General features: G+C 70.9%; 20 protein-coding genes and 1 pseudogene. 19 read left to right on the top strand and 2 right to left on the bottom strand.

Features of this window, described 5'->3' with window-relative positions:
- Window positions 1–71: 71 nt before the first annotated feature.
- From KQY30_RS27005 to KQY30_RS27065, 13 genes are all read left to right on the top strand, one after another.
- Window positions 72–1,733: a UDP-N-acetylmuramoyl-L-alanyl-D-glutamate--2,6-diaminopimelate ligase gene (locus KQY30_RS27005; RefSeq protein ID WP_254407338.1), complete on the top strand. Its 1,662-nt coding sequence runs from the start codon at window positions 72–74 to the stop codon at window positions 1,731–1,733.
- A 4-nt stretch (window positions 1,734–1,737) separates the two neighbouring features.
- Window positions 1,738–3,168, top strand: a complete 1,431-nt coding sequence (gene murF / locus KQY30_RS27010) for a UDP-N-acetylmuramoyl-tripeptide--D-alanyl-D-alanine ligase (RefSeq protein ID WP_217309081.1) — start codon at window positions 1,738–1,740, stop codon at window positions 3,166–3,168.
- Complete coding sequence (gene mraY, locus KQY30_RS27015) at window positions 3,165–4,235, top strand: phospho-N-acetylmuramoyl-pentapeptide-transferase (protein WP_046507973.1); 1,071 nt, start codon at window positions 3,165–3,167, stop codon at window positions 4,233–4,235. The genes murF and mraY overlap by 4 nt, the downstream gene beginning before the upstream one ends.
- Window positions 4,217–5,641, top strand: a complete 1,425-nt coding sequence (gene murD, locus KQY30_RS27020) for a UDP-N-acetylmuramoyl-L-alanine--D-glutamate ligase (RefSeq protein WP_217311347.1) — start codon at window positions 4,217–4,219, stop codon at window positions 5,639–5,641. The genes mraY and murD overlap by 19 nt, the downstream gene beginning before the upstream one ends.
- 454 nt (window positions 5,642–6,095) lie before the next feature.
- Window positions 6,096–7,394 carry a putative lipid II flippase FtsW gene (ftsW, locus tag KQY30_RS27025; protein WP_254407339.1) on the top strand — a complete coding sequence of 433 codons (1,299 nt, stop codon included), beginning with the start codon at window positions 6,096–6,098 and terminating at the stop codon, window positions 7,392–7,394.
- Between the two features lie 6 nt (window positions 7,395–7,400).
- Window positions 7,401–8,495 (top strand): undecaprenyldiphospho-muramoylpentapeptide beta-N-acetylglucosaminyltransferase, encoded by a 1,095-nt coding sequence (gene murG, locus KQY30_RS27030; RefSeq protein WP_217309082.1) that lies wholly within the window; start codon window positions 7,401–7,403, stop codon window positions 8,493–8,495.
- Window positions 8,496–8,509: 14 nt separating this feature from the next.
- The gene (locus KQY30_RS27035; RefSeq protein WP_217309083.1) at window positions 8,510–9,319 is read left to right on the top strand and encodes a cell division protein FtsQ/DivIB; all 810 of its coding nucleotides are present in this window, start codon (window positions 8,510–8,512) and stop codon (window positions 9,317–9,319) included.
- A gap of 276 nt (window positions 9,320–9,595) precedes the next feature.
- Window positions 9,596–10,804, top strand: a complete 1,209-nt coding sequence (gene ftsZ / locus KQY30_RS27040; RefSeq protein WP_217309084.1) for a cell division protein FtsZ — start codon at window positions 9,596–9,598, stop codon at window positions 10,802–10,804.
- A complete protein-coding gene (gene pgeF / locus KQY30_RS27045; protein ID WP_254407340.1) occupies window positions 10,801–11,529 on the top strand; it encodes a peptidoglycan editing factor PgeF in 729 nt (242 codons plus the stop codon). The genes ftsZ and pgeF overlap by 4 nt, the downstream gene beginning before the upstream one ends.
- A 6-nt stretch (window positions 11,530–11,535) precedes the next feature.
- Window positions 11,536–12,255 carry a YggS family pyridoxal phosphate-dependent enzyme gene (locus KQY30_RS27050; protein WP_217309085.1) on the top strand — a complete coding sequence of 240 codons (720 nt, stop codon included), beginning with the start codon at window positions 11,536–11,538 and terminating at the stop codon, window positions 12,253–12,255.
- Window positions 12,256–12,379: 124 nt separating this feature from the next.
- Window positions 12,380–13,018: a cell division protein SepF gene (locus KQY30_RS27055; protein WP_046507965.1), complete on the top strand. Its 639-nt coding sequence runs from the start codon at window positions 12,380–12,382 to the stop codon at window positions 13,016–13,018.
- Between the two features lie 92 nt (window positions 13,019–13,110).
- Complete coding sequence (locus KQY30_RS27060) at window positions 13,111–13,407, top strand: YggT family protein (RefSeq protein ID WP_046507963.1); 297 nt, start codon at window positions 13,111–13,113, stop codon at window positions 13,405–13,407.
- A 49-nt stretch (window positions 13,408–13,456) separates the two neighbouring features.
- On the top strand, window positions 13,457–14,659 hold the full coding sequence (locus KQY30_RS27065; RefSeq protein WP_217309086.1) for a DivIVA domain-containing protein: 1,203 nt from the start codon (window positions 13,457–13,459) through the stop codon (window positions 14,657–14,659).
- 714 nt (window positions 14,660–15,373) lie between these two features.
- Here KQY30_RS27065 and ileS read toward each other — a convergent pair.
- A pseudogene (gene ileS, locus KQY30_RS27070) lies at window positions 15,374–18,522 on the bottom strand (isoleucine--tRNA ligase).
- A gap of 574 nt (window positions 18,523–19,096) precedes the next feature.
- On the opposite strand from ileS, the gene KQY30_RS27075 reads away from it, so the two are divergent.
- From KQY30_RS27075 to KQY30_RS27095, 5 genes are all read left to right on the top strand, one after another.
- The gene (locus tag KQY30_RS27075) at window positions 19,097–20,152 is read left to right on the top strand and encodes a TraR/DksA C4-type zinc finger protein (RefSeq protein ID WP_217309087.1); all 1,056 of its coding nucleotides are present in this window, start codon (window positions 19,097–19,099) and stop codon (window positions 20,150–20,152) included.
- A gap of 59 nt (window positions 20,153–20,211) precedes the next feature.
- Window positions 20,212–20,874, top strand: coding sequence for a signal peptidase II (gene lspA / locus KQY30_RS27080; protein ID WP_217309088.1), 663 nt, complete (start codon window positions 20,212–20,214; stop codon window positions 20,872–20,874).
- A gap of 138 nt (window positions 20,875–21,012) precedes the next feature.
- Window positions 21,013–21,954 carry an RluA family pseudouridine synthase gene (locus KQY30_RS27085; RefSeq protein ID WP_217309089.1) on the top strand — a complete coding sequence of 314 codons (942 nt, stop codon included), beginning with the start codon at window positions 21,013–21,015 and terminating at the stop codon, window positions 21,952–21,954.
- A complete protein-coding gene (locus KQY30_RS27090) occupies window positions 21,951–22,418 on the top strand; it encodes a GNAT family N-acetyltransferase (RefSeq protein ID WP_217309090.1) in 468 nt (155 codons plus the stop codon). Before KQY30_RS27085 ends, KQY30_RS27090 begins: the two co-directional genes overlap by 4 nt.
- A gap of 223 nt (window positions 22,419–22,641) precedes the next feature.
- Window positions 22,642–24,228, top strand: coding sequence for a Na+/H+ antiporter (locus KQY30_RS27095; protein ID WP_217309091.1), 1,587 nt, complete (start codon window positions 22,642–22,644; stop codon window positions 24,226–24,228).
- Between the two features lie 13 nt (window positions 24,229–24,241).
- Here KQY30_RS27095 and KQY30_RS27100 read toward each other — a convergent pair whose 3' ends face one another.
- Window positions 24,242–25,381 (bottom strand): mechanosensitive ion channel family protein, encoded by a 1,140-nt coding sequence (locus KQY30_RS27100; protein ID WP_217309092.1) that lies wholly within the window; start codon window positions 25,379–25,381, stop codon window positions 24,242–24,244.
- A 47-nt stretch (window positions 25,382–25,428) separates the two neighbouring features.
- Between KQY30_RS27100 and KQY30_RS27105 the strand changes: the two genes are divergently transcribed.
- Window positions 25,429–25,998 (top strand): dienelactone hydrolase family protein, encoded by a 570-nt coding sequence (locus KQY30_RS27105; protein ID WP_046496004.1) that lies wholly within the window; start codon window positions 25,429–25,431, stop codon window positions 25,996–25,998.
- Window positions 25,999–26,021: the final 23 nt, after the last annotated feature.

Consider the following 26,021-nt stretch of genomic DNA (forward strand, 5'->3'; position numbering starts at 1 on the left):
ACCCGGAACGCGCCGCGCAGGAGCCGCTCTCACTTGGCCCGCGGCCCGCGGAGCCGGGTACGCTCACCGCCGTGCCACAAGCTGATCAGTACCGAACCACTCCCGAGGACGCCCCGGCCGGGCGGCCGGGGACGCCCCGCCCGGAACGCGTCCGCCCGACCTCCCTCGCGGAGCTGGCAGCCCGGCTGGGCACCGAGGCGCCGGGGGGCTCCGGGGAAGCGACCGGCATCACCCACGACTCGCGGGCGGTACGCCCCGGAGACGTGTACGCGGCCCTGCCCGGCGCCCGCTTCCACGGCGCCGACTTCGCCGCCCAGGCCGCCGACCTCGGCGCCACCGTCATCCTGACCGACCCGGCGGGCGCCGAGCGGGCCGGAGCCACCGGACTGCCCGTCCTGGTCGTCCCCGACCCCCGCGGCAGCATGGGCGAGCTGGCCGCCGAGATCTACGGCCACCCCGGTCCCGATCTGCTCCAGATCGGTATCACCGGCACCTCGGGCAAGACCACCACCGCGTATCTCGTCGAGGGCGGACTCCGCGGCGCGGGCCACCGTACGGGCCTGATCGGCACGGTGGAGACCCGGATCGGCGACGAGCGCGTCAAGTCGGAGCGTACGACCCCCGAGGCCACCGATCTCCAGGCCCTCTTCGCGGTCATGCGCGAGCGCGGTGTCGACTCGGTCGCCATGGAGGTCTCCAGCCACGCCCTGGTGCTCGGCCGGGTCGACGGCTGTGTCTTCGACGTCGCGGTCTTCAACAACCTCAGCCCGGAGCACATGGAGTTCCACTCCGGCATGGAGGACTACTTCCAGGCGAAGGCGCGCCTGTTCACCCCCGAGCGCAGCCGGACCGGTGTCGTGAACTTCGACGATCCGTACGGCCGCAGGCTCGTGGCCGAGGCGGGCGTGCCCGTCACCACCTTCTCCGCCGAGGGCCACCCCGACGCCGACTGGCGTGCCGAGGACGTCGAGGTCGGCTCGCACGGCTCCACCTTCACCGTGGTCGGCCCGCACGGCGAGCGCGTGCGGGCCGAGGCGCCGCTGCCCGGGCCGTTCAATGTCGCCAACACCCTCGCCGCGATCGTCACCCTGGCCGTCGCCGGGATCGACCCGCGCACCGCCGCCGACGGCATCGCCGCCGTCCCCGGGGTGCCGGGCCGGCTGGAGCGGGTGGACGCGGGCCAGCCGTATCTCGCCGTCGTCGACTACGCGCACAAGACGGACGCCGTCGAATCGGTCCTGCGCTCCCTGCGCAAGGTCACCAAGGGCAAGGTGCACATCGTCCTGGGCTGCGGCGGCGACCGCGACGAGACCAAACGCGGGCCCATGGGCGCCGCCGCCGCCCGGCTCGCCGACACCGCCGTACTGACCTCCGACAACCCCCGCTCCGAGGACCCGCTCGCGATCCTCGCCGCGATGCTCGCGGGCGCCGCCGAGGTGCCCGTGCACGAGCGCGGCGACGTCCTCGTCGACGCCGACCGCGCCTCCGCGATCGCCGCCGCCGTCTCCCGCGCCCGCCCCGACGACACCGTCCTGGTGGCCGGCAAGGGCCATGAGCAGGGCCAGGACATCGCCGGGGTGGTACGGGCCTTCGACGACCGCCAGGTCCTGCGCGAGGCCATCGAGCGCTCCCTGCGCCACGAGCCGGGGAACGAGCCCTGTCCCGGCCCCCACGGCGAGCCGCGCCCTGAGCACCGCCACGAGCACCGCCACAAGAACAACAGTCAGGGATGACCCAGTGATCGCCCTCTCCCTCGCCGAGATCGCCGCCATCGTCGGCGGGCAGCCGCACGACATACCGGATCAGTCCGCCCGGGTCACCGGGCCCGTTGTCATCGACTCCCGCTCGGTCGTACCGGGCGGGCTCTTCGCCGCTTTCGCGGGCGAGCGCGTCGACGGCCACGACTACGCGGAGCGCGCCGTCGCCGCGGGCGCGGTGGCCGTTCTGGCCACCCGCCCCGTCGGGGTGCCCGCCCTCGTCGTCGACGATGTCGTCCAGGCTCTCGGCGCCCTCGCCCGCGCCGTCGTCGAACGCCTCGGCGCCACCGCCGTCGCCCTCACCGGCTCCGCGGGCAAGACCAGCACCAAGGACCTGATCGCCCAGCTCCTCCAGCGGCTCGGACCCACCATCTGGCCCGAAGGGAACCTCAACAACGAGATCGGCCTGCCGCTGACCGCCCTGCGGGCCCTTGAGGACACCCGCTACCTCGTTCTCGAAATGGGCGCGCGCTATGTCGGCGACATCCGCTACCTCACCGGACTCGTCCCGCCCAGGATCGGCCTCGTACTGAACGTGGGCACCGCCCACATCGGCGAGTTCGGCAGCCGGGAGCGGATCGCCGAGGCCAAGGGCGAGATGGTCGAGGCCCTGCCGTCCGCCGCCGAGGGCGGAGTGGCCGTACTGAACGCCGACGACCCGCTCGTCCGCGCCATGAGCACCCGCACCAAGGCCCGCGTCGTGCTGTTCGGAGAGGCGGGCGAAGCAGACGTACGGGCAGAGAACGTCCGCCTCACCCCCACCGGACAGCCCGCTTTCCTGCTTCGGACACCCTCCGGGTGCAGCGACGTGACACTGCGGCTGTACGGTGAGCACCACGTGTCGAACGCGCTCGCCGCGGCCGCCGTCGCCCATGAGTTGGGCATGTCCGTCGATGAGATCGCCGAGGCGCTCTCCGAGGCGGAAACCCTCTCCCGCTGGCGTATGGAGGTCACCGAGCGCGCGGACGGCGTGACGATCGTCAACGACGCCTACAACGCGAATCCCGAATCCATGAGAGCGGCGCTCCGTGCGCTGGTCGCCATGGGCGGTACCTCACGGGCCGCGGGGGGCCGTACGTGGGCGGTGCTCGGCCCGATGGCCGAGCTGGGGGACGACTCGCTCGCCGAGCACGACGCGGTCGGACGGCTCGCCGTCCGGCTCAACGTCAGCAAGCTCGTGGCAGTCGGGGGCAGGGAAGCGTCCTGGCTGCAATTGGGCGCTTACAACGAGGGTTCGTGGGGTGAGGAGTCGGTGCACGTGTCCGACGCGCGGGCGGCGGTCGACCTGTTGCGCAGTGAGCTGCGTCCGGGAGACGTCGTGCTGGTGAAGGCTTCCAGGTCGGCCGGTCTTGAACGGGTCGCCCTGGCACTGCTCGAAAGCGCCAGCGAGGGCGAGGTCGCCGGCCGATGAGGCAGATCCTCTTCGCGGGAGTCATCGGGCTCTTCCTGACCCTGATCGGCACACCGCTGCTGATCAAGCTCCTGGCCCGCAAGGGATACGGGCAGTTCATCCGGGACGACGGCCCGCGCACGCATGGCAGCAAGAAGGGCACGCCCACCATGGGCGGGATCTCCTTCATCATCGCCACCCTGATCGCCTACGCCCTGGCGAAGGTGATCACCGGCGAGGACCCGACCTTCTCGGGCGTGCTGGTCCTCTTCCTGATGGCGGGCATGGGTCTCGTCGGGTTCCTCGACGACTACATCAAGATCGTGAAGCAGCGTTCGCTGGGTCTGCGGGCCAAGGCGAAGATGGCGGGCCAGCTCATCGTCGGTATCGCGTTCGCGGTGCTGTCGCTCCAGTTCGCCGACTACCGCGGCAACACCCCGGCCTCCACCCGGCTGTCGTTCATCATGGACTTCGGCTGGTCGATCGGCCCGGTGCTGTTCGTGGTCTGGGCGCTGTTCATGATTCTCGCGATGTCCAACGGCGTGAACCTGACCGACGGTCTGGACGGTCTCGCCACCGGCGCCTCGGTGATGGTCTTCGGCGCGTACACCTTCATCGGGCTCTGGCAGTTCCAGGAGTCCTGTGCCAACGCGCAGACCCTGACCAATCCCAACGCCTGTTTCGAGGTACGGGATCCGCTCGATCTCGCGGTCGTCGCCTCGGCCCTGATGGGCTCCTGCTTCGGCTTCCTGTGGTGGAACACCTCACCCGCCAAGATCTTCATGGGGGACACCGGCTCGCTCGCGCTGGGCGGCGCGCTCGCGGGTCTCGCGATCTGCTCCCGTACGGAGTTCCTGATCGCCCTGCTCGGCGGCCTGTTCGTGATGATCACCATGTCGGTGGTCATCCAGGTCGGCTCCTTCAAGATGACCGGCAAGCGCGTCTTCCGGATGGCACCCCTCCAGCACCACTTCGAACTCAAGGGGTGGTCCGAAGTCCTTGTCGTGGTGCGTTTCTGGATCATCCAGGGCATGTGTGTGATCGTGGGTCTGGGGCTCTTCTACGCGGGCTGGGCGGCCGAGAAGTGAACTGGCAGGGCAAGCGGGTCACCGTCGCGGGTCTCGGGGTCTCCGGGATCCCGGCGGCCCGGGTGCTGCACGGCCTCGGCGCGGAGGTCACCGTCGTCAACGACGGGGACGACGAACGCAGCCGCGCCCAGGCCGCCGAGCTGGACGGGCTGGGGATCACGGTGCGCCTCGGCGACGGGGCGACCCTCCCCGAGGGCACCGAGCTGATCGTCACCGCCCCCGGCTGGCGGCCGGACAAGCCACTCTTCGCCGCGGCGGCCAGGGCCGGAGTGGACGTCTGGGGCGATGTGGAGCTGGCCTGGCGGCTGCGCGGCCCGGACGCCGCGCCCTGGCTCGCGGTCACCGGCACCAACGGCAAGACCAGCACCGTCAGGATGCTCGCCTCGATCCTGACGGCGGCGGGGCTCCGTACGGCCGCCGTCGGCAATATCGGGGTCTCGCTGCTGGACGCCGTCACCGGCGCGGAGGAGTACGACGTACTCGCCGTCGAACTGTCCAGCTACCAGCTCCACTGGGCACCCAGCCTGCGCGCCCACTCGGCGGCCGTTCTCAATGTCGCCCCCGACCATCTCGACTGGCACGGCTCGATGGAGGCGTACGCCACCGACAAGGGCCGTATCTACGAGGGCAACACCGTCGCCTGTGTCTACAACGCGGCCGACCCGTGCACCGAGGAACTGGTACGGGCGGCCGATGTCGAGGAGGGCTGCCGCGCGATCGGCTTCACCCTCGGTACCCCGGGACCGTCCCAACTCGGCGTCGTGGACGGCATTCTGGTTGACCGGGCCTTTGTCGAGAACCGCCGCGAGCGGGCCCAGGAACTCGCCCAGGTCTCCGATGTGAACCCGCCCGCCCCGCACAACATCGCCAACGCCCTCGCCGCGGCGGCCCTGGCGCGTGCCTTCGGTGTCGCACCCGCCGCCGTACGCGACGGACTGCGCTCCTTCCGCCCCGATCCGCACCGGATCGAACTGGTCGCGGAGGTCGCGGGCATCACGTACGTCGACGACTCCAAGGCCACCAACACCCATGCCGCGGAAGCCTCCCTGGCGGCCTACGACCCGATCGTCTGGATCGCCGGCGGCCTCGCCAAGGGCGCCGTCTTCGACGACCTGGTCACGGCGTCGGCGAAGCGGCTGCGCGGGGTCGTCCTGATCGGCGCCGACCGCGCGCTGATCGGGGAAGCCCTCGCGCGACACGCCCCCGAAGTCCCGGTCGTGGACCTCGACCGGACCGACACTGGGGCGATGTCGGCGGCGGTCCGCGAAGCGGCACGGCTCGCACAGCCGGGGGACACGGTACTGATGGCCCCGGCCTGCGCCTCGATGGACATGTTCGTCAACTACAACAAGCGAGGCGAGGCGTTCGCGGACGCGGTGCACGCACTCGCCGCCGAGCACGCCTGACCGGCCCGGCCCTCGTGCCGGGCCGTCCCTGGGGACCGCGCGACACCGGCGGTGACGCCGCGGGCCCCGACCCCGGCAGCCGCGCCAGGCACGACTGGAGGGGACAGCGACGATGCCGGCCGACGACACCGCGGACCGAAGGCCCGTCCGCCGGAGCTTGACGGGCCTGCGCCGCAGCGGCGGACCCGGGCCGGGCGGACCGTATCCCGCCGTGGGTCCCGAGCCGCCCGGTGGCCCGTACGAGGACGGCACCCGGCACCGTCCGCCCCGGCCCGCAGGACAGCCTCCGGGGCCCCGGCCCTTACACCACCGCTGGGGCTTCGCGGGCGCTCCCGCGCTGCTGGGCCCCACCGCCAGCGGCGGAGCCGCCAGGAGTCCGGGAGCGGCCCGCCCGGGGCCCCTGTCCGGCCTCGGGCGCGGTCTGGCGGCGCGCGGCAGGGTGGCGGGAGCGTCCGTGGGCCGCGCCCCCGCGGCCCGCGGGGGAGCCGGCGGGACCGGTACACCGCGTCCGCCGAGGGGCGGCGGTCCGAGGCATCTGTACGAGCGGGCGCGCCGCGCCTGGGACCGGCCGCTCACCGCGTACTACCTGATCCTGGGCAGCGGGCTGCTGATCACCCTGCTCGGCCTGGTGATGGTGTACTCCGCGTCGATGATTTACGCGCTCCAGCTCTCGCTGCCGTCGACGTACTTCTTCCGCAAGCAGTTCCTCGCGGTCGTCCTCGGCACCGGACTGCTGCTGCTCGCCTCCCGGATGCCGGGAAAACTCCACCGGGCGCTGTCCTATCCGCTGCTGGTCGGCACCGTCTTCCTGATGGTGCTCGTGCAGGTCCCCGGGATAGGGCGGGCCGTCAAGGGCAACCAGAACTGGATCTATCTGGGCGGCCCGTTCCAGCTCCAGCCCAGCGAGTTCGCCAAGCTCGCGCTGATCCTGTGGGGCGCCGACCTGCTCGCCCGCAAACAGGACAAGAGACTGCTGTCCCAGTGGAAGCATCTGCTGGTGCCGCTCGTGCCCGTCGCGTTCATGCTGCTCGGACTGATCATGCTGGGCGGCGACATGGGCACGGCGATCATCCTGACCGCCATCCTCTTCGGTCTGCTCTGGCTCGCGGGCGCTCCCACCAGGCTTTTCGCCGGGGTGTTCGCGATCACGGGGCTGGTCGCCTTCGTACTGATCAAGACCAGCGAGAACCGGCTCTCCCGGTTCGCGTGCATCGGCGCGACCGATCTCGGCCCGGAGGGCGAGTGCTGGCAGGCGGTCCACGGAATCTACGCCCTCGCCTCCGGCGGATGGTTCGGATCCGGCCTCGGCGCGAGTGTGGAAAAATGGGGCCAACTGCCCGAACCGCACACCGACTTCATTTTCGCCATCACTGGGGAGGAACTGGGGCTGGCGGGGACGCTGTCGGTGCTCGCCCTCTTCGCGGCTCTAGGCTATGCGGGTATCCGCGTGGCCGGACGCACGGAGGATCCCTTCGTGAGGTACGCCGCGGGAGGTGTGACCACCTGGATCGCGGCGCAGGCCGTGGTCAACATCGGTGCGGTGCTCGGTCTGCTGCCGATCGCCGGAGTCCCGCTCCCGCTGTTCTCCTACGGAGGGTCGGCCCTGCTGCCGACCATGTTCGCCGTCGGGCTGCTGATCGCGTTCGCGCGAGAGGATCCCGCCGCGAAAGCGGCCCTGGCCATGCGACGGCCCGGGGTCAGATGGAAGACGATGAGACGGCGCGTCAAGAAGCGTCCGTCCGGAGAGCGGTGAATTTCGGTGCATGTCGTACTCGCCGGTGGGGGGACCGCCGGCCACATCGAGCCCGCGCTCGCCCTCGCGGACGCCCTGCGCAGGCAGGACCCCACCGTGGGGATCACGGCCCTCGGCACGGAGCGCGGCCTGGAGACCAGGCTCGTCCCCGAGCGGGGGTACGAGCTGGGGCTCATCCCCGCCGTACCGCTGCCGCGCAAGCCCACCCCGGAGCTGATCACCGTCCCCGGGCGGCTGCGCGGCACCATCAAGGCGGCCGAGCAGATCCTGGAGCGCACCAAGGCCGACTGCGTCGTGGGCTTCGGCGGCTATGTGGCCCTGCCCGGCTATCTCGCGGCCAAACGGCTCGGGGTGCCGATCATCGTCCACGAGGCCAACGCGAGGCCCGGACTGGCCAACAAGATCGGTTCGCGGTACGCGGCAGGGGTGGCCGTCTCCACCCCGGACAGCAAGCTTCGGGGCGCCCGGTACATCGGTATCCCGCTGCGCCGTACCATCGCCGTTCTGGACCGGGCGCGGGCGCGCCCCGAGGCGCGCGCGGCCTTCGGGCTCGACCCCAATTTGCCGACGCTGCTGGTCTCCGGCGGCTCGCAGGGCGCACGTCGGCTCAATGAGGTGATCCAGCAGATCGCCCCCGTGCTTCAGCGCTCCGGTATTCAGATCCTGCACGCGGTCGGTCCCAAGAACGAACTGCCGCGGGTGGACAACATGCCCGGAATGCCGCCCTATATCCCGGTACCGTATGTGGACCGGATGGATCTCGCCTATGCCGCGGCCGACATGATGCTCTGCCGCGCGGGCGCGATGACCGTCGCCGAACTCTCCGCCGTCGGGCTGCCCGCCGCGTATGTCCCGTTGCCGATCGGCAACGGCGAACAGCGGCTCAACGCCCAGCCCGTGGTGAAGGCCGGCGGCGGACTGCTGGTCGACGACGCCGAACTCACGCCGGAGTGGGTGCAGGGCCAGGTCCTCCCGGTGCTCGCCGATCCGCACCGGCTGTACGAGATGTCCCGTGCGGCAGCCGAGTTCGGCCGCAGGGACGCGGATGAGCTGCTGGTCGGCATGGTGTACGAGGCGATCGCCAAGCAACGTCAGGCATAGGGAGGCAGGGGAGCGTGGCCGGACCGACGACCGCCGAGCGCGGCGCACGACCGAGGTCGGAGTCCGGCCGCCCTCCCCAGGGCTCCCGGGCCCGCGGGCTCCGGCTGCCGGGCCGGAGGCTGATGATCGTACTGATTCTGTCGAGTCTGCTGATCGCGGGCTCCACCTGGGCGCTGTACGGCTCGGACTGGCTGCGGGTCGAGCGGGTGAGCACCTCGGGCACCGATGTGCTCACCCGTAAGGAAGTGGTCGCCGCCGCTGCCGTACCGGTCGGATCGCCGCTGATTTCCGTCGACACGGACGCGATCGGGGCCCGGCTCCGGCAGCGGCTGCCCCGTATCGACTCGGTCGAGGTGACCCGTTCATGGCCGCACGGAATCAGTCTGAAAGTGATCGAGCGAAAGCCCGTCCTGCTTATCGAAAAGGGCGCAAAGTTCATCGAAGTGGACGAGGACGGCGTTCGTTTCGCCGAGGTGGAGAAGGCGCCCCGCGGCGTCCCCCGACTCGAACTCGAATTGACGGTGGATCAGGCCGCGGATCAGGCCGGGGCGCCCCAGCGCTTCAGCACCGGCCGGCTGGTGCTCGAAGCGGTACGGGTCAGAAGTGAACTCCCCAGGAAAGTGGCCGCGGACACCGGAGTCATCCGGGTCCGTTCGTACGACTCGATCTCCTTGGAGCTGACCGGCGGCCGTACGGTGATGTGGGGAAGCGGCGAGGACGGAGCGGCCAAGGCGCGTGCGCTCACCGCTCTGATGAAAGCGGCTCCCCGGTCCGGGTACTTCGATGTGAGTGCTCCCACCGCGCCCGCCGTGGCAGGGAGTTGACGGACATATGCGCTGGCCAGCACCCTGGTTGGTCAGCGCTATGGGTGATCACATAGGGTGAAAAGAAAAACGGGAGGTTCGGCGTGTTCGTTGAACGTGCGCCACTTGTCGACTTAGTGTCCTGTTCGGAAGAGTCCAGGAAGCGGACACACTGGTAACCCTGAACTTCAACATCAGGGTTTGGGTCGGCGTTTCGGACCGTCCCATCGGCATCAGTCGTCGCGGCGCCACATCGGCGGAGCGGCGACACGTAACTCGAGGCGAGAGGCCTTCGACGTGGCAGCACCGCAGAACTACCTCGCAGTCATCAAGGTCATCGGTGTCGGCGGCGGTGGTGTCAATGCCATCAACCGAATGATCGAGGTCGGTCTCAAGGGTGTCGAGTTCATCGCGATCAACACGGACGCGCAAGCCCTGTTGATGAGCGACGCCGACGTCAAGCTCGACGTCGGCCGGGAACTCACCCGCGGCCTCGGGGCCGGAGCCAACCCGGCAGTCGGCCGCAAGGCGGCAGAGGACCACCGTGAGGAGATCGAGGAGGTCCTCAAGGGGGCCGACATGGTCTTCGTCACCGCCGGGGAGGGCGGCGGCACCGGTACGGGCGGCGCGCCCGTCGTGGCCAATATCGCCCGCTCCCTGGGCGCCCTCACGATCGGCGTGGTCACCCGCCCGTTCACCTTCGAGGGCCGCCGCCGCGCCAACCAGGCCGAGGACGGCATCGCCGAACTCCGCGAAGAGGTCGACACCCTCATCGTCATCCCGAACGACCGGCTGCTGTCGATCTCGGACCGCCAGGTCAGCGTGCTGGACGCGTTCAAGTCCGCCGACCAGGTCCTGCTCTCGGGTGTCCAGGGCATCACCGACCTCATCACCACTCCCGGTCTGATCAACCTCGACTTCGCCGATGTCAAGTCCGTGATGTCCGAGGCCGGCTCGGCGCTGATGGGTATCGGCTCGGCCCGCGGCGACGACCGCGCGGTGGCCGCCGCCGAGATGGCGATCTCCTCGCCGCTGCTGGAAGCCTCCATCGACGGCGCCCGCGGCGTCCTGCTGTCCATCTCCGGCGGCTCGGACCTCGGTCTCTTCGAGATCAACGAGGCGGCGCAGCTCGTGAGCGAGGCGGCGCACCCCGAGGCCAACATCATCTTCGGCGCGGTCATCGACGACGCCCTGGGCGACGAGGTACGGGTCACCGTCATCGCGGCCGGCTTCGACGGCGGACAGCCCCCGGCCCGGCGCGAGACCGTGCTCGGCGCGGCGGGCAAGCGCGACGAGCAGCCGGTCCCGTCCCGGCAGGACACCGGCAGGTCCGGCGGCGGACTCGGCACCGTACCGCCGCGCGAGGACCGTACCCCCAAGCCGGACCCCTCCCCCGCGGTCAGTGAGAAGCTCTCGCCGATGCACCCGCCGCACGTACCCCCGGCCCGTCCGTACCAGCAGGACAGTCAGGCCGAAGAGCTGGACGTCCCGGACTTCTTGAAGTGATACGGCAGCACGAAACCCTGAGCGGCGCGCACTTCGCCTTCACCGACCGGTGGGGCGGGGTGAGCGCCGCTCCGTATGATCGGCTCAATCTCGGCGGCGCGGTCGGCGACGACCCCGGAGCGGTACGGACCAATCGCGAACTCGCCGCGAAGTCCCTTGCGCTCGACCCCGCGCGGGTCGTCTGGATGAACCAGGTGCACGGCCGCGATGTGGCGGTCGTCGAAGGACCGTGGGGGGACGGGGAGATCCCCGCCGTCGACGCGGTCGTCACCGTACGGCGCGGGCTGGCACTCGCCGTACTCACCGCGGACTGCGTCCCCGTACTGCTGGCCGATCCGGCCGCCGGGATCGTGGCCGCCGCCCACGCGGGCCGCCCCGGCATGATCGCCGGAATCGTACCGGCCGCCGTCGAGGCCATGATCGCGCTGGGCGCGGAACCGGCCAGAATCACCGCTCGTACCGGACCGGCCGTCTGCGGACGCTGTTACGAGGTGCCGGCGGCGATGCGGGACGAGGTCGCCGCCGTCGTACCGGAAGCCTGGTCCGAGACGAGCTGGTCGACCCCGGCCGTCGATGTCACCGCCGGAGTGCACGCGCAGCTCGCGGCCCTGGGGGTAGCGGACCGGCAGCACTGCGGGATCTGCACACTGGAGTCGGACGACCACTACTCGTACCGCCGCGACCGCACGACCGGGCGGCTCGCCGGCTATGTCTGGCTGGACTGAGAGCGCATGAACGACCGCAGGAGCGAACTCGCGGCGAATCTCGCCATGGTGGAGGAACGTATCGTCGCCGCCTGCGCGGCGGCGGGCCGCAAGCGCGAGGAAGTGACCCTGATCGTGGTCACCAAGACCTACCCGGCGAGTGATGTACGACTGCTCCATGAACTCGGCGTACGGCATGTGGCCGAGAACCGTGATCAGGACGCCGCTCCCAAGGCGGCGGCTTGCTCGGATTTGTCGCTTACGTGGCATTTCGTGGGTCAGTTGCAGACGAACAAGGTTCGTTCTGTCGTCAGTTATGCCGATGTCGTACAGTCCGTCGACCGGATCAGACTGGTTTCCGCGCTCTCCGCCGCGGCGGTGCGCGCGGGGCGCGAGCCGGTCTGTCTGATCCAGGTCGCGCTCGACGCGGAGTCGGGCGAGCGGGGTGCGAGAGGGGGTGTGGCGCCCGGCGGAATCGAGGAGTTGGCGACGGCGGTGGCGGAGGCGCCGGGACTGCGGCTCGGCGGTCTGATGACCGTGGCGCCGCTGGCCGGTCCGTACGCGGGCCGTCAACGGGCGGCGTTCGAGCGGCTGCTGGAATTGTCATCCCGCCTGCGCGCGGACCATCCTGCTGCGAACATGGTCTCGGCAGGGATGAGCGCGGACCTCGAGGATGCCGTGAAGGCCGGAGCGACACTTGTTCGCGTCGGTACGGCGGTACTCGGAGTCCGACCCCGGCTCGGGTAACGTCGCGAAGCAAGTCGGACCACAGCAGAAAATATGGTCATTTCCGCCGAAAGGCGGGCAGGCCTAGTGGATCGCGGGCACTTGGTGACGAGGCCGATCCACCACAGAGCGGAGGACTCAGAGCATGGCCGGCGCGATGCGCAAGATGGCGGTCTACCTCGGCCTCGTGGAGGACGATGGGTACGACGGCCGGGGTTTTGACCCCGACGACGATTTCGAACCCGAGCCGGAGCCCGAGCGGGACCACCGGCGCCACCAGCCCGTGCACCAGCAGGAGCGCGAGCGGGAACGGGAGCGCGAGGAGCCGGTACGGGTGATCCCGCCGCCGCCCGCGCAGCGCGACCGGGAGCGCGAACCGGTGTCGCTGGGGGCGGAAAACGGACGTCCGGCACGAATCGCCCCCGTGGCATCCATCACACCTGAACGTCCCAGTCTGGAGAAGAACGCACCGGTGATCATGCCCAAGGTCGTGTCCGAGCGGGAGCCGTACCGCATCACCACACTGCACCCGCGGACCTACAACGAGGCCCGTACCATCGGGGAACACTTCCGCGAGGGCACTCCGGTGATCATGAATCTCACGGAGATGGACGACACCGATGCGAAGCGACTTGTCGACTTTGCCGCGGGACTCGTCTTCGGTCTCCATGGCAGCATTGAGCGGGTGACGCAGAAGGTGTTCCTGCTGTCTCCTGCTAACGTCGATGTCACGGCGGAGGACAAGGCCCGCATCGCAGAGGGCGGGTTCTTCAACCAGAGCTAGGAACAGAGCACCGGGAACGACCCGGTCGAGCGGCGGGAACGGCCCGGCGCACGACCGGACCAGAGTGAGCCAGGGGAGAGGGAAGCAGCGGGATGGGCGTCGCACTACAGGTGGTCTACATCGCGCTGATGTGCTTCCTCATCGTGCTTATTTTCCGGTTGGTCATGGACTACGTCTTCCAGTTCGCCCGCTCATGGCAGCCCGGCAAGGCGATGGTGGTCGTTCTGGAGGCCACCTACACTGTCACCGATCCACCGCTCAAGCTTCTTCGGCGGTTCATCCCGCCGTTGCGTCTCGGGGGCGTGGCACTCGACCTGTCCTTCTTCGTTCTGATGATCATCGTCTACATCCTGATCTCGCTTGTGAGCACTCTTGCGAGGGGAATGTGAACGATACGGTCTTGCCGACTGCCGACGACTACGTAGAGGTGAAGAAGAGATGCCATTGACCCCTGAGGACGTGCGGAACAAGCAGTTCACGACCGTCCGCCTCCGAGAGGGCTACGACGAGGACGAGGTCGATGCCTTTCTCGACGAGGTCGAGGCCGAACTGACCCGCCTGCTCCGCGAGAACGAGGATCTGCGCGCGAAGCTGGCCGCGGCGACGCGTGCCGCCGCGCAGAACCAACAGCAGCAGGGCATGCGCAAGCCTCCGGAACAGCAGGACCGGCCCGGTGCTCCTGTCCCCGCCGCCATATCCGGACCGCCGGTCCAGCAGCAGCCGCCGCAGATGGGTCCGCCCCAGTTGCCCGGTGGCGCACCGCAGCTTCCCGCGGGTCCGAGCGGCCACGGCCACGGTCCTCAGGGTCATGACCCGCGCGCCCAGCAGCACGGCCCCGGCCCGATGCAGGGCGGCCCCATGCAGCAGGGCGGTCCGATGGGTCAGGGTGGTCCGATGGGTCAGGGCGGTCCGATGCAGGGTGGTCCCATGGGCGGACCGCCGATGGGTCAGGGCGGTCCCATGCAGGGTGGCCCCATGGGCGGACCGATGGGCGGTCCCATGGGCGGCCACGGCCCGCAGATGCAGCAGCCCGGCCAGGGGCCCGGCGGCGACAGTGCCGCGCGAGTGCTCTCGCTGGCGCAGCAGACCGCGGACCAGGCGATCGCGGAGGCGCGTTCCGAGGCGAACAAGATCGTCGGTGAGGCGCGCAGCCGGGCCGAGGGTCTGGAGCGCGACGCGCGCGCCAAGGCGGACGCGCTGGAGCGGGACGCGCAGGAGAAGCACCGTGTCGCGATGGGGTCGCTGGAGTCGGCGCGCGCGACGCTGGAGCGCAAGGTCGAGGACCTGCGGGGCTTTGAGCGCGAGTACCGGACGCGGCTGAAGTCGTACCTGGAGAGCCAGCTCCGTCAGCTCGAGACCCAGGCGGACGACTCGCTGGCGCCGCCGCGGACGCCGGCGACGGCTTCGCTGCCGCCGTCCCCCTCGATGGCTCCGGCGGGCGCCGGGGCGATGGGGCACGGTATGGGCGGTGGGCCTTCCATGGGCCACGGTGGTCCGTCGGGCCCGTCGTACGGTGGGCAGCAGCAGATGTCCCCGGCGATGACACAGCCGATGGCGCCGGTGCGGCCGCAGGCGCCGCAGCCGATGCAGCAGGCGCCGTCGCCGATGCGGGGGTTTCTGATCGATGAGGACGACAACTGACGCGAGCGCGCGCGGGTAGCGCGCGGCAGTCGGCAGTCTGAAGGGCCGGGCCCGGGGGTGACCCCCGGGCCCGGCCCTTTGCCGTCACGGCACGACGCGGCCCGGGACGCGGGCGGGGGCTGGGCGCTGGGTGCGGTTGTGCGGGGCCGGGGGCTCTGGGCGGCTGGGGCTGGGTGTGGTTGTGCCGGGGCTGGGTCTGGAGGTGGGGCCGCTGCGCGGGGCTGTCCCCTACCCGCCCCTTCCCGAAACCGGGGGCAAGCCCCCGGACCCCCTTCCCGGCGACCGGGAGCCGATGCGCCAGCTTCGCGGCGCGGGGGTGTGCCGGGTCCGGGGCCCGGGCTGCGCGGGGCATCTCCTGCCCGCGCCTTCCCGGAATCGGGGGGCAGGCCCCCGGGCCTCGGACGGCCGATGCGCCGGCTTCGCGGCGCGGGTGGACATGTGGGGGCGGGGCCCCGAACCTTCAAGCGCGCCGGCTCCGCAGCGGCGGGGGACCGGCCCGGGGATGCGCCAGCTTCGCGGCGGGGGCGGTTGTGCCGAGTTGGGGGCCCAGGCTGCGCGGGACCGTTCCCTGCCCGCCGCTTCCCGAAATCGGGGGCAGGCCTCCGGACCCCCGGCCAGGGATCGATGCGCCAGCTTCGCGGCGGGGTGCGGGCCCGTTTGGGGTTCAGAGGGAGGGGCGGGGTAGGGGGAGAACCCCTTCCCGCCCCTCGGTCGTTAGGACTTGCGGAGGTGGAAGGTCAGGGACAGGGGCGGGTCCGTGAACGCCGGGCCGTAGGTGGGGTCCGGGGGGACTGGGTGAAGGTGGTGGCCAGGACCTCGTCCGCGATCAGTGGGGCGTGTTCCGTCAGTGCCTCCGTCGTCGCGGGCGACGTGCTCGTCCAGCGGACGTCGATCCGGTCCGCCACATCCAGGCCGCTGTTCTTGCGCGCCTCCTGGATCAGGCGGATCGCGTCCCGCGCCAGCCCCGCGAGCCGCAGCTCCGGGGTGATCTCCAGGTCGAGCGCGACCGTCGCGCCCGCGTCGGAGGCCACCGACCAACCCTCCCGGGGCGTCTCCGTGATGATGACCTCCTCCGCGGAGAGGGTCACCAGCTCGCCGTCCACCGTCACCGCCGCCCCGCCCTCGCGCAGCGCGAGCGACAGCTCCGCGGCGTCCGCCTCCGCGACCGCCTTCGCCACCGCCTGGACGCCCTTGCCGAAACGCTTGCCCAGCGCTCGGAAGTTCGCCTTCGCCGTGGTGTCCACCAGCGAGCCGCCCACCTCGGCGAGCGTCGCCAGTGAGGAGACGTTCAGCTCGTCGGTGATCTGGGCCCGCAGCTCGGGGGAGAGCGCCTCGAACCCGGTCGCCGCGATCAGCGCGCGCGACAGCGGCTGCCGGGTCTTCACTCCCGACTCCGCCCGCGTCGCCCGGCCCAGCTCCACCAGCCTCCGTACCAGTGTCATCTGCTGCGAGAGCGCCGGGTCGACCGCCGTGAGGTCGGGCTCCGGCCAGGTCGCGAGATGCACCGACTCGACCGCGTCCGGTGTCACCGGCACCACCATGTCCTGCCAGACCCGCTCCGTGATGAACGGCGTCAGCGGCGCCATCAGCCGCGTGACCGTCTCCACCACGTCGTGCAGCGTGCGCAGCGCCGCCTTGTCGCCCTGCCAGAAGCGGCGGCGCGAGCGGCGGACGTACCAGTTGGACAGGTCGTCCACGAACGCCGAGAGCAGCTTGCCGGTGCGCTGCGTGTCGTACGTCTCCATCGCCTGTGTCGTCCGGTCGACCAGCGTGTGCAGCTCACCGAGGAGCCAGCGGTCCAGCAGCGGCCGGTCGGCCGGCGCCGGGTCGGCCGCGCTGGGCGCCCAGCCGGACGTACGGGCGTACAGGGCCTGGAAGGCCACCGTGTTCCAGTACGTCAGCAGCGTCTTGCGGACGACCTCCTGGATCGTGCCGTGCCCGACGCGCCGCGCCGCCCAGGGGGAGCCGCCGGCCGCCATGAACCAGCGGACCGCGTCCGCGCCGTGCTGGTCCATCAGCGGGATCGGCTGGAGGATGTTGCCCAGGTGCTTGGACATCTTCCGGCCGTCCTCGGCGAGGATGTGGCCGAGGCAGACCACGTTCTCGTACGACGACTTGTCGAACACCAGGGTGCCGACGGCCATCAGCGTGTAGAACCAGCCGCGGGTCTGGTCGATCGCCTCCGAGATGAACTGCGCCGGGTAGCGCTTCTCGAAGAGGTCCTTGTTCTTGTACGGGTAGCCCCACTGCGCGAACGGCATCGAACCCGAGTCGTACCAGGCGTCGATGACCTCCGGGACCCGGACCGCCTCCAGCGAGCAGCCCTCGGCGGGGCAGGTGAAGGTGACCGCGTCGATGAAGGGGCGGTGCGGGTCCAGGGCGGACTGGTCGGTGCCCGTCAGCTCCGTCAGCTCCGCGCGCGAGCCCACACAGGTCAGATGGTTCTCCTCGCAGCGCCAGATGGGCAGCGGGGTGCCCCAGTAGCGGTTGCGGGAGAGGGCCCAGTCGACGTTGTTGTCGAGCCAGTCGCCGTACCGGCCGTGCTTGACGGAGTCCGGGAACCAGTTGGTCTTCTCGTTCTCGTCGAGCAGCCGGTCCTTGACCGCGGTCGTACGGATGTACCAGGACGGCTGCGCGTAGTAGAGGAGCGCGGTGTGGCAGCGCCAGCAGTGCGGGTAGCTGTGCTCGTACGGGACGTGCCGGAACAGCAGCCCGCGCTCGCGCAGGTCCTCGGTCAGCGCTTCGTCCGCCTTCTTGAAGAAGACACCGCCGATCAGCGGGACGTCCTCCTCGAAGGTGCCGTCCGGGCGGACCGGGTTGACGACGGGCAGGCCGTACGCGCGGCTGACCTTGAGGTCGTCCTCGCCGAAGGCCGGGGACTGGTGGACCAGGCCCGTACCGTCCTCCGTGGTGACGTACTCGGCGTTGACGACATAGTGCGCCTCGGTGCCTTCGGGGAAGCCGATCAGCGTGAAGGGACGGTCGTACGTCCAGAACTCCATCTCACGGCCGGTGAAGGACTCGCCGGTGGCCTCCCAGCCCTCGCCCAGCGCCTTCTCCAGCAGCGGCCGGGCCACGACGAGCTTCTCCTCGCCGTCGGTCGCGACGACGTACTCGACCTCGGGGTGCGCGGCCACGGCGGTGTTCGAGACGAGGGTCCACGGTGTGGTCGTCCACACCAGCAGCGACGCCTGGCCCGCGAGCGGTCCCGAGGTGAGCGGGAAGCGGACATAGACCGAGGGGTCGACGACCGTCTCGTACCCCTGCGCCAGCTCGTGGTCGGAGAGACCGGTCTGGTCGCGCGGGCACCAGGGCGCGACGCGGTAGTCCTGGACCAGCAGGCCCTTGCCGAAGATCTCCTTCAGCGACCACCAGACGGAGTCGATGTACTCCGGGTCCATGGTGCGGTACGCGTCGTCCAGGTCGACCCAGTACCCCATGCGGGTCGTCAGCTCGGCGAAGGCGTCGGTGTGCCGGGTCACGGACGCGCGGCACCGGTCGTTGAACGCCGCGATGCCGTACGCCTCGATGTCCTTCTTGCCGTCGAAGCCCAGCTCCTTCTCGACCGCCAGCTCCACGGGCAGGCCGTGGCAGTCCCAGCCGGCCTTGCGGGCGACGTGGTATCCGCGCATGGTGCGGAAGCGCGGGAAGACGTCCTTGAAGACACGGGCCTCGATGTGGTGTGCGCCGGGCATGCCGTTCGCGGTGGGCGGGCCCTCGTAGAACACCCACTCCGGGCGGCCCTCGGACCGTTCCAGGCTCTTGTCGAAGATCTTGCTCTCACGCCAGAAATCGAGCACGGCGTGCTCCAGCGCGGGCAGGTCGACCTGGGCGGGCACCTGGCGGTACTGGGGCGGGGTCACTGGTGTCATGGGGCGCTTCCTCCGGCGGAACTGCGACTTCTCCGTCGGAGGGACGAGAGACTCGCTCCCGCGGTACCACCCTCCTTGGCCCCGGGCGCGCACCGCCCGCGGCCCCCTCATTGGGGTCGCGCTGCCGGTTCTACTCACCCAGGTCGGACATGGACCTGGGCTTTCTTCCGGCGGCTCCGGGGTGATCCTTCACTTCGCGCTCTGCCCCCGGGCTCGCACCGTCCCCGGGTCGCTCATGGCCGCGTACGACGCTACTCGTCCCCATCCACGCCTTTCGCTGGGCCCAGTGTACGGGGCGGTGGCGGGCGGGGCCGACCGGTTTTCGGCAGGAGTGCCGTACGGCCGAACGTATGACCCGAATGGTGATACCGGCCTTTTTACGGTTCGTGGCAGGCCGGCGGCGGATTACCGGGCGGGGAGCTGGGCACAACGGATGCAGGCTCGTCTTGTCATGTCGGGGGAGGGGCCGAACCGGCGGCGTGCCCCGTTGCCGCGGGGCTGGTGTCGATTTATCGTCCCAGCACGATTCGCGAGCAAGATCACAATGTGCGAAGGGGCCGCGGCCATGGTGGCGAAGAAGACCGCCGCGAAGAAGTCGTCCGCGGCGCGACCCACTGCCAAGGGCGCCGCCAGGACCACGGCGAGGAGCGCGGCGCAGTCCTCGGCGGCGAAGAAGGCGCCGGTGAAGCAGACCACCCCGAAGAAGACCTCGATGAACCAGGCCACCACGAACAAGGCCACCACCAAGAGGGCCGCGGCCGCCAAGAAGGCACCGGCCAAGAAGACGGCCGCGAAGAAAGCGCCGGCAAAGAAGGCACCCGCCAAGAAGGCCGCCGCGAAGAAGACACCGGCCGAACCGGCACCGGCGAAGCGGGCGCCGGCCGGGAAAACAGCGGCAAAGAAGGCGTCGGCCGGGAAAGCGGCGGCCACGAAGGAACCGGCCAAGGAAGTGCCGAAGAAGGCACCGGCGAAGAAGGCACCGGTCAGGAAGGCCGCCGCTGAGAAGACGGTCGCGAAGAAGGCAGCGAAAAAGGCGCCCGAGAGCAGGGCACCTGCGAAGAAGGCCGCGTCCGCGGCCGAGGGGGCGGCCAAGGCCGCGGAACAGACGGGAGCCAAAACGGTGGGAGCGAAGAAGACTGCGGGCGGCAGGAGCACAGCGGCCGGCGAGCCCGCCACGGCGGCCGCGACAGCGGTCCCCACGGCGCGCGCCGCCGCGACACGCCCCGAGGAACTGCCCGTACGGCCCGGCGAGGACCCGTGGACCGCGGAGGAGGCCGACGCGGCCCGGGACGAGCTGGAGGGCGAGGTCGCCCGGCTGACCGCCGAGATCACCTCGTCGGAGACCGCGCTGGTCGGGCTGATGCGGGACTCCGGGGACGGCGCCGGGGACGACGACGCGGACACCGGCACCAAGAACATCACGCGCGAGCACGAGATGGCGCTCGCCGCCAACGCCCGCGAGATGCTGGAGCAGACCGAGCGGGCGCTCCAGCGGCTCGACTCCGGTACGTACGGGCTCTGCGAGATCTGCGGCAACCCCATCGGCAAGGCCAGGATGCAGGCGTTCCCGCGCGCCACGCTGTGCGTGGAGGACAAGCAAAGGCAGGAACGTCGAGGCTGAAGGCGTACGGGTGTGCCGTACGCTCGTCCTCAGTCAGGCGTCTAGGTTGAGGGACTCAGGTGGCAGAGGCGGAGCGCGTTATCGGTACACCGGATGGTCCGGATGTTGACGACGAGACCGCGGCTCCCGCGGAGGGGACCGCGGCCCGGCCGTCCGGGTCCGCCGCGGGGCAGGCCGAGTCCGGTGCCGGGCAGGCCGAGCGGGCGGAGCCGGCCGACCAGCCCGGCCGGCCGAAGGGCAGGCGCAGGATCGCCGCGCTCTTCACCGTCGCACTCCTCGCGTATCTGCTGGACCTCGGTACCAAGATGCTCGTGGTGGCCAAGCTGGAGCACCACGAGCCGATCGAGGTCATCGGAGATCTGCTGAAGTTCGAGGCCATCAGGAACCCCGGCGCCGCCTTCGGCGTCGGCGAGGCCTTCACGGTGATCTTCACGATCATCGCGGCCACCGTGATCGTGGTGATCGCCCGGCTGGCGCGCAAGCTCTACAGCCTGCCCTGGGCGATCGCGCTCGGGCTGCTGCTCGGCGGGGCGCTGGGCAATCTCACCGACCGGATCTTCCGCTCGCCCGGGGTCTTCCAGGGCGCGGTCGTGGACTTCATCGCCCCGGCGCACTTCGCGGTCTTCAATCTCGCCGACTCGGCGATCGTCTGCGGCGGCATTCTCATCGTGCTGCTGTCGTTCCGGGGCCTCGATCCCGACGGGACCGTCCACAAGGACTGACCGGGACCGTCCGCCGGCGCTGACCGGGACCGACCGCCCGCATCGGCTGTCCACAGGCGCTGAGCGGGACCGGCCGGCCCCGCCCCGGTTGTCCACAGGCGGGACCGGCCACCGGGCCCGACAGGGCATACTCGACGAGTGAGCTTTCCCGAGATCAGAACGCTGCCCGTACCCGACGGCCTGGAGGGCGAGCGGGTCGACGCCGCCATAGCCCGCATGTTCGGGTTCTCCCGTACGAAGGCCGCGGAGCTGGCCGCCACCGGCAAGGTCCAGGTCGACGGCTCCGTCGTCGGGAAGTCCGAGCGGGTCAACGGCGGCGCCTGGCTCGAAGTGGAGATGCCCCCGGCGGCGGCGCCCCTGGAGATCGTGGCCGAGCCCGTCGAGGGGATGGAGATCGTCCATGACGACGACGACATCGTGGTGATCGTCAAGCCGGTCGGGGTGGCCGCGCACCCGAGCCCCGGCTGGACGGGTACGACGGTCATCGGCGGCCTCGCTGCGGCCGGGTACCGGATCTCGACCTCCGGGGCGGCCGAGCGGCAGGGCATCGTGCACCGGCTCGATGTCGGGACCTCGGGGCTGATGGTCGTGGCCAAGTCGGAGCGCGCGTACACCCTGCTCAAGGGGCAGTTCCGGGACCGGGTCGTCGACAAGCGGTACCACGCGCTGGTGCAGGGGCATCCGGACCCGATGAGCGGGACCATCGACGCTCCGATCGGGCGGCATCCGCAGCACGACTACAAGTGGGCGGTGACCGCGGAGGGCAAGCCGTCGGTCACGCACTACGACCTGATCGAGGCGTTCCGGTCGGCCTCGCTGCTGGACATCAAGCTGGAGACGGGCCGTACGCACCAGATCCGGGTGCACATGTCGGCCCACCGGCACCCCTGCGTGGGCGATCTGACCTATGGGGCCGATCCGACGCTGGCGAAGCGGCTGGGGCTGACCCGCCAGTGGCTGCACGCGGTGCGGCTGGGCTTCGAGCACCCGGCGGACGGGCAGTGGGTCGAGTTCTCCAGTACGTATCCCGAGGATCTGCAGCGGGCGCTGGACCGGGTCAGGGTGGAGAGCAACGGATGACCGGGGGCTTCACGATCCGGGTTGCGAACGGTCCGGCGGACATCGAGGCGTGCTTCGCGGTCCGCAAGGAGGTCTTCGTCGTCGAGCAGCGGGTCGCCGAGGACATCGAGTACGACGGGCGGGACGAGCAGGCGCTCCAGGTGCTGGCCGTCCGCGAGGACGGGACGCCGTTGGGCACCGGGCGGCTGCTGTACGGCCCGGGTGCCGCCGACCGTACCGGCGGGGATCCGGCCGTGGGTTCGCTGGGGCGGCTCGCGGTCACCGCGGCGGCCCGGGGCAGGGGCGTCGGCGCCGCGCTGGTGCGGGCCATCGAGGACGCGGCCCGGGAGCTGGGCCTCGCGGTGGTGGATCTGCACGCGCAGTCGCATGCGCTGGGGTTCTACGAGCGGCTCGGGTACGAGGCGTACGGACCCGAGTTCATGGACGCGGGCATACCGCACCGCTCGATGCGCCGCGCCATTTAGGTCCTGTCCGGCGGAGGGTCTCCGACGGGTCTTCGCGGGCCCGCGACGTCTGGCACGGCGCCGCGGGCCCGCGAAGATCCGCCGGACACGGCCCAGGGGCTGCCGTGGGTCCGGGCCGGCCGGTCCGGGGGCTGCCGGTCCGGTCCTGGTCGCCGACGGCCTTCGTCGAGGCCGCTGTTGAGATTCCTGACCGCCGAGGCTTGTGAGCACAGGAGGGCGCATCGTGGACCAACTGGCCCTGCTGCTCGTGCTGTTGCTCGGCGCGGTGGTCACGGTGCCGCTGGGGGAGCGGCTCCGGCTGCCCGCGCCGGTGCTGATGACCCTGCTGGGGATCGTGCTGGCGCTGCTGCCCTTCGTGCCGAACGTCCAGGTGCCCCCGGACTTCATCCTGCCGCTGCTGCTGCCGCCCCTGCTCTACGCCGCCGTACAGCGCACGTCCTGGCGGCAGTTCGCCGCCAACAAGCGCCCCATCTTCCTGCTCGCGGTCGCGCTGGTCTTCGTCACGACGGCGGCGGTCGCGGCGGTCGCCCACTCCATCGTGCCCGGTCTCCCCATCGCCGCGGCGGTCGCGCTCGGCGCGCTGGTGGCGCCGCCCGACCCGGTCGCGGCGACCGCCGTCGCCGGTTCGCTCGGACTGCCCCGGCGGCTGGTCTCGATCCTGGAGGGCGAGGGCCTCTTCAACGATGTCACCGCGATCGTGCTCTACCACGTGGCGATCGCGGCGGCCGTCAGCGGCACCTTCTCCTGGCCGGGCGCGGCCGGGTCGTTCGTGCTCTCCGCCGTGGTGGCCGTGGCGGTGGGACTCGCGCTGGGCTGGATCTCGAACAAGCTGATGTCGGTGCTCGGGGACGCGACTCTGCAGGTCGGGCTCACCCTCCTGGTGCCGTTCGTGAGCTATGTGCTGGCCGAGGAGCTGCTCGGCTCGGGCGTCCTCGCCGTCCTCACCACCGCGCTGTTCCTCGCCGAGCACACCGCCGACGCGGACGATGTGATGGGGCGGCTCGCCGGCAACTCGTTCTGGCAGATCGTCGATGTCCTGGTGACCGGCGTCGCCTTCGGACTCATCGGGCTGGAGCTCCACAACGCCTTCGGCGCCACCGGGCTCGGGGTGGGCCGGATGCTCGGCTGGGGCGCGGTGGTCGTGGGAGTCGTCGTCGGCGTACGGCTGCTGTGGCTGCTGCCCGCCACCTGGCTGGCCAAGCGGATGCACAAGCTCCGCGACTACGACGAGGACATCCCCGTCGGCTGGCGCGAGACCGTGGTGATGTGGTGGGCCGGGATGCGCGGGGTGGCCTCGGTCGCGCTGGCGCTGGCGATCCCGCTGGAGACCGACGCGGGGCATCCGTTCCCGGGCCGGGACGAGATCATCTTCATCGCCTTCGCGGTCATCGTGACCACCTTGGTGTTCCAGGGGCTGACCCTGCCCTGGCTGGTACGGACGCTCGGCGTACGGGCCGACACGGACGCCGAGCGCGAGCTGGAGCACTCGCTCGCCGTGCGCGCGGCGAAGGCGGCCAGACACCGGCTGAAGGAGATCGAGAACGTCGAGGAGCTGCCCGAGGACATCAGCGAGCGGCTGATGCGGGCGGCGTTCGACATCGGGGTACGGATCAGTCCCGACATCGTCGACGACGAGCGGCGGGAATGGGTCGTGGGCCGGGTGGCCCGGCTCAGGACCATGCAGCGCATCCAGCGCGAGATGATGTCGGCGGCCCGGCACGAGGTCCTCGCGGCCCGCAGCGAACCGGGCACGGATCCCGAGGTCGTCGACCGCGTCCTGCGGCATCTGGACGTCCGCAGCATGCGGTGAGCCGCCGGGGCCCTCAGCCGCGGGCGGGGCGTGGGCGGTCGGGTTCCTCGGCGCGGGCGGCCCCGGTGGTGTCGCCGTCGTCCCGTCCGTCGCGTTCCGTACGGCTCTGCGCCGGGAGGACCGCCGCGGGCGCCGTACCGATCCTCGGCAGCGCGTACGGATGCTGCTCGGCCAGCCAGGCCAGCATCCGCTCCCGTACGTCGCACCGCGCCGTCCACAAGTCGTCGGCGTCCTTGGCCGTGACCACCGCGCGTACCTCCATGGTGCTCGGCGTGGTGTCGGTCACCGCGAGATTCCAGGCGCGGCCGTCCCAGGCGGGGCACTCCAGCAGGATCGCGTGCAGCTTCTCGCGCATCAGCGGCACCGGCGCCGAGTGGTCGAGGTGGAAGAAGACCGTGCCGGTCATCTGGATTCCGCCGCGCGACCAGTTCTCGAACGGCTTGCTGGTGAAGTACGACACGGGCATCGTGATGCGCCGCTCGTCCCAGGTCCGTACCGCGAGGAAGGTGAGCGTGACCTCCTCGACCACGCCCCACTCGCCGTCCACCACCACGGTGTCCCCGATCCGCACCATGTCGCCGAACGCGATCTGGAAGCCCGCGAAGAGATTGCCGAGCGTGGACTGCGCGGCGATTCCCGCGACGATCCCGATGATGCCCGCGGAGGCCAGCATCGAGGTGCCGAGGGCCCGCATGTCGGGGAAGGTGAGCAGGATCGCCGCCACGGCCACCACCGCGACGACCGCGGTCACGATCCGCATGATCAGGGTCACTTGTGTACGGACCCGGCGGACCCGGGCCGGGTCACGGGTGGTGGCGGCGTAACGGTCGTACGCGGACTCGACCACCGCCGAGGCGATCCGTACGACCAGCCACGCGCCGGCGCCGATGAGCACCAGCGACAGCGCCCGGCCGATCCCCGCGTCGTGATCTTCGAGGACCGCCCACCCCGTCTCCCGGAACGAGCCGCGCAGCAGGGCCGTGAGCAGGACCAGCCGCAGCGGCGTCCGGCACTCGCGCAGCAGCCCCCACAGCGGGACCCCGGGGCGGCGCTGGTCGGCGCGGCGCAGCAGCAGGTCGGCCGCCCAGCCGATGGCGAGGGCGAGCAGGACCGCGCCCCCGAGCACGATCAGTGGACGCAGTACGTTCTCCATGGCTCCCTCGCTGGGACGACGGTATGGGCGGCTGGCAGGATGGCCGGATGGACATCATGCTCTTCCATTCCGTCTACGGTCTGCGTCCCGGGGTGCGCGCGGCGGCCGACCGGCTGCGTGCCGAGGGGCATCAGGTGCATCTGCCCGACCTCTTCGAGGGGCAGGTCTTCGAGACCGCGGAGGAGGGCAGGAAGCTGCGGGAGGAGATCGGCCACGAGGAGCTGCTGCGGCGGGCGGTCCTGGCAGCCGCGCCGTACTCCGAGCGCGGTCTGGTGTACGCGGGCTTCTCGCTCGGCGGCTCCATCGCGCAGAATCTGGCGCTGGGCGACACCAAGGCGCGCGGGCTGCTGCTGATGCACGGCACGTCCGACATCGCGGACAACGCCTCGGTCGACGAACTGCCCGTACAGCTCCATGTCGCGGACCCGGACGTGTCCGAGCCGCACGACTGGCTGACGGCGTGGTATCTGCGGATGCGGCGGGCCGGGGCCGATGTGGAGATCTACCGCTACCCGGGGGTGGGGCACCTCTACACGGACCCGGACCTGCCGGACTACGACGAGGCGGCAGCCGAGGAGACCTGGCGGACCGGACTGGCGTTCATCGCGTCGCTCTGAGGCCGGGACACTCCGCGGCCCGT

Origin of the sequence: Streptomyces sp. GMY02 (genome assembly GCF_019056675.1) — a bacterium.
Lineage (GTDB): Bacteria > Actinomycetota > Actinomycetes > Streptomycetales > Streptomycetaceae > Streptomyces > Streptomyces odonnellii.